This is a genomic window from Halomonas sp. BM-2019, assembly GCF_017584085.1.
Window position 1 is genome coordinate 476,034 of record NZ_CP071922.1, and the last position, 3,976, is coordinate 480,009.

A 3,976-nucleotide genomic window follows, 5' to 3' on the forward strand; every position below is an offset into this window, starting at 1 on the left:
CTCGGCGCCGTGCCTGTCATCTGCACCTGGTACAGCTTCGACCCTGCACTCTGATGAGCCAACACTGACCCGTCTGGTGCAGGTGTCGGTGATCTTGTCCAGTCGTCATGCGCAAGAGATCGTTGCCCTGTGCCGACTGTTCCCCAGCGGGCTCGCTTCCTGCTTTCTTTTGGTAGTGGCCCCGGGGGTTCGAAAGGGTATGCTGGCAAGCAGGAATCGGACCCTCGGGCGGTAATGCGATGTCGTCAACCGTGACCCTCAATCGCTCCTCTCTCGACGAGCCCCTCTCCGTGGGCTTCGTCCTGCTGCACCGCTTCACGCTGCTGCCCTTTGCCGCCTTCGTCGACTGCCTGCGCCTGGCCGCCGATGAGGGCGACCGCAGCCGCCAGCTGCGCTGTCACTGGACCTTCATGACCAGCGTCGGCCAGGAGGCCCACTCCAGCTGCGGCGCCACCATCTCGCCCTGCCAGACCTTTCGAAACCCCACGGAGTTCGACTACATCGTGGTGATCGGTGGCGTCCAGGACGAGCGGGATCGGCCCGACACCACCGCCCTGGCCTATCTGCGCCAGGCGGCGAACGCCGGGGTGCCGCTGGTGGGGCTGTGCACCGGGGTCTTTGCCCTGATCCAGGCGGGGGTGATGAAGGGGCGTCGCTGCTGCGTCAGCTGGTATCACCACCGCGACATGATGCAGCGCTTTCCCACCATCCAACCGGTGGCTGATCGCCTGTTCGTCGACGACGGCGACCGGCTCACCTGTGCCGGCGGGGCGGCGGCGGCCGACCTGGCGGCCTATCTGGTCGAGCGCCACCTGGGCAAGGCCTGGGCGATGAAGAGCCTGAACATCATGCTGCTTGACGAGGCCCGGACGGGGGCCCACCCCCAGCCCCAGCCGGTGGTCTTCGGCAAGATCGAGGATCGCCTGGTGCGCCGCGCCATCGCCGTGCTCGAGCAGCATCTGGGCGAGGCTATCTCGATGGAGGCGCTGGCCGAGCGGGTCGGCACCTCGCGCCGCAACCTGGAGCGCCGCTTCCGCGAGACCCTGGGCGTCGGGCCCCAGAAGTTCGCCCGCGACCTGCGCCTGCGCTACGGGGTGTGGCTGCTCCACTACACCGGCAAGAGCATCACCGAGATCGGCGAGCGCTGCGGCTTCGCCGATACCGCCCACTTCTCACGCCACTTCCGCAGCGCCTTCGGCATGACGCCGTCGGAGATGCGCAAGCGTGCCGGCGAGCCCGGCAGCGACCGCGTCGACCCCTTCTTCCTGCATGTCGAGAGCCGCCCGGGGCGCTGATCGCCCCCGCTTTCCCGCGGCACCCCGGGGGTCGCGCCTTCTGCGTCAAGTGCTTACGCGCATGAGCCCGGACGGCATCGTTGCGGCGGACGTTCAGCCAGCCTGTCGCATTTGTTCAATTCATCTCCGCCGCCCTCGCCTTTAATCACCCTGTAGCCGGATAAGCTGCGCAGCGGTTATCTGCGCATAAGGATTTCAAATTTTTCACCTGGGCGGGTCACCGATAGATTCAAGGAACAGCCTGCCACCAGCGATAACAACAGGAGTCAGACATGAACCAGGTTTCTCTCGCCGCCTTCGATGCCCAGGTCGCCGCCGCCGTCGCCGACGAGGTGGTGCGCCAGGAGGCCCACGTCGAGCTGATCGCCTCCGAGAACTACGCCAGCCGGGCGGTGATGGAGGCCCAGGGCACCCAGCTCACCAACAAGTACGCCGAGGGCTACCCGGGCAAGCGCTACTACGGCGGCTGCGAGCACGTCGACGTGGTGGAGACGCTGGCCATCCGCCGCGCCTGCGACCTGTTCGGCGCCGACTACGCCAACGTCCAGCCGCACTCCGGCGCCCAGGCCAACGCCGCGGCCTTCATGGCGCTGGTCAAGCCGGGCGACACCATCCTCGGCATGAGCCTCGATCACGGCGGCCACCTGACCCATGGCGCCGCCCCCAACTTCTCCGGCAAGTACTACCACGCCGTGCAGTACGGCCTGGATCCCGAGACCGGCGAGATCGACTACGCCGAGGTCGAGCGGCTGGCGCGCAGCCACAAGCCCAAGCTGATCATCGCCGGCTTCTCGGCCTACGCCCGGGTGGTGGACTGGGCGCGCTTCCGCACCATCGCCGACGAGGTGGGCGCCTGGCTGCTGGTCGACATGGCCCACGTGGCGGGCCTGGTGGCGGCCGGCCTCTACCCGAGCCCGCTGCCCCACGCCCATGTGGTGACCACCACCACCCACAAGACCCTGCGCGGCCCCCGCGGCGGCCTGATCCTCTCCGCCTGCGGCGATGAGGCGCTCTACAAGAAGCTCAACGGCGCGGTCTTCCCCGGCCAGCAGGGCGGCCCCTTGATGCACGTGATCGCCGCCAAGGCGGTGGCCCTCAAGGAGGCCATGAGCCAGGAGTTCGTCCAGTACCAGCAGCGGGTGATCGACAACGCCCGGGCCATGGCCGGAGTGTTTATCGAGCGCGGCTATGACGTGGTCTCCGGCGGCACCGATGACCACCTCTTCCTGGTCTCGCTGATCAAGCAGGGCGTGACCGGAAAGGACGCCGATGCGGCCCTCGGCCGCGCCCATATCACCGTCAACAAGAACGCGGTGCCGGGCGACCCCCAGAGCCCCTTCGTCACCTCCGGGCTGCGCATCGGCACCCCGGCGGTGACCACCCGCGGCTTCGGGGTCGAGGAGTGCGAGGCGCTGGCGGGCTGGATCTGCGACATCCTCGACGTCCTGGCCGCCGGTGACGACACCGCCGGCATCGAGGAAACCGTGCGCGGCAAGGTCGCCGCGCTCTGCGAGGCCTATCCTGTCTATGCATGATGCCCGCGCGATCGCACGGTTGCGTGCGGTCGCGCGTCAAAGAGAGACGGGTGAGTTCACACAACACGGCAGTCAGCAAGGTGGTGCAGCATGTCAATCAGCGTCTTCGACCTGTTCAAGATCGGTATCGGGCCATCGAGCTCCCATACCGTTGGCCCCATGCGGGCGGCCCATGACTTCATCGGCGAACTCAAGGAGCGGGCGCTGCTGGAGCGGGTGGCCCACCTCGAGGTCCAACTGTTCGGCTCCCTCTCGGCCACCGGCATCGGCCACGGGACCGATCGCGCCGTGATCATGGGGCTGATGGGCGAGCGGCCGGATCACATCGACCCCGCCCTCATCGGCCCCTGCATCGAGGAGGTCCGGGAGTCCGAGACCCTGCGCCTGGACAGCCGGCACAGCGTGCCCTTCCTGTGGGCCCGTGACCTGCAGCTGCTCGAGGAGAGCCTGCCGCATCACCCCAACGCCATGCGGCTGATCGCCCACGGCCACGGCGGCGAGCTCTACCGCAACACCTACTACTCGGTGGGCGGCGGCTTCGTCATCGACGAGGCTCAGGCCGCCCGGGGCGAGCTCGATACCGATGCCACCGCGCTGCCCTACGACTTCCAGACCGGGGACGAGCTGCTGCGCCTGTGCCGGGAGAACGGCCTGCGCATCAGCGAGCTGATGCTGGAGAACGAGAAGGCCTGGCGTAGCGAGGCCGAGATTCGCGAGGGCCTGCTGACGATCTGGGCTGCCATGCAGGCGTGCGTCAGGCAGGGCATGGAGGCCGAGGGCGTGCTGCCAGGGGGCTTGAACGTCAAGCGCCGCGCCAAGGCTCTCTACCAGCGCATGCTGGCCAGCAAGGACGACCACTCGCTGATCGCCTCGACCATGTCGGCCATGGACTGGGTCAACCTCTATGCCCTGGCGGTCAACGAGGAGAACGCCGCCGGCGGGCGCATGGTCACCGCCCCCACCAACGGCGCGGCGGGCATCATCCCGGCGGTGCTGCACTACTACATGCAGTTCCAGCCGGGCGCCGGCGAGCGCGACGTGGTGGACTTCCTGCTCGCCGCCGGCGCCGTGGGCATCCTGTGCAAGAAGAACGCCTCGATCTCCGGCGCCGAGGTGGGCTGCCAGGGGGAGGTGGGCTCGGCCTGC

The 3,976-nt window shown here is 68.2% G+C and carries 3 protein-coding genes; all 3 read left to right on the forward strand.

Annotated elements, in window-relative coordinates; genetic code table 11:
- Window positions 1-239: 239 nt before the first annotated feature.
- Entirely contained in the window at window positions 240-1,295 is a 1,056-nt protein-coding gene (locus J5F18_RS02425) for a GlxA family transcriptional regulator (RefSeq protein WP_346300765.1), read from the forward strand.
- Window positions 1,296-1,567: 272 nt separating this feature from the next.
- Window positions 1,568-2,830, forward strand: a complete 1,263-nt coding sequence (gene glyA / locus J5F18_RS02430) for a serine hydroxymethyltransferase (protein ID WP_346300766.1) — start codon at window positions 1,568-1,570, stop codon at window positions 2,828-2,830.
- A 90-nt stretch (window positions 2,831-2,920) separates the two neighbouring features.
- Window positions 2,921-3,976: L-serine ammonia-lyase (locus tag J5F18_RS02435; RefSeq protein ID WP_346300767.1), on the forward strand; the 1,056-nt coding region annotated here is incomplete at its 3' end.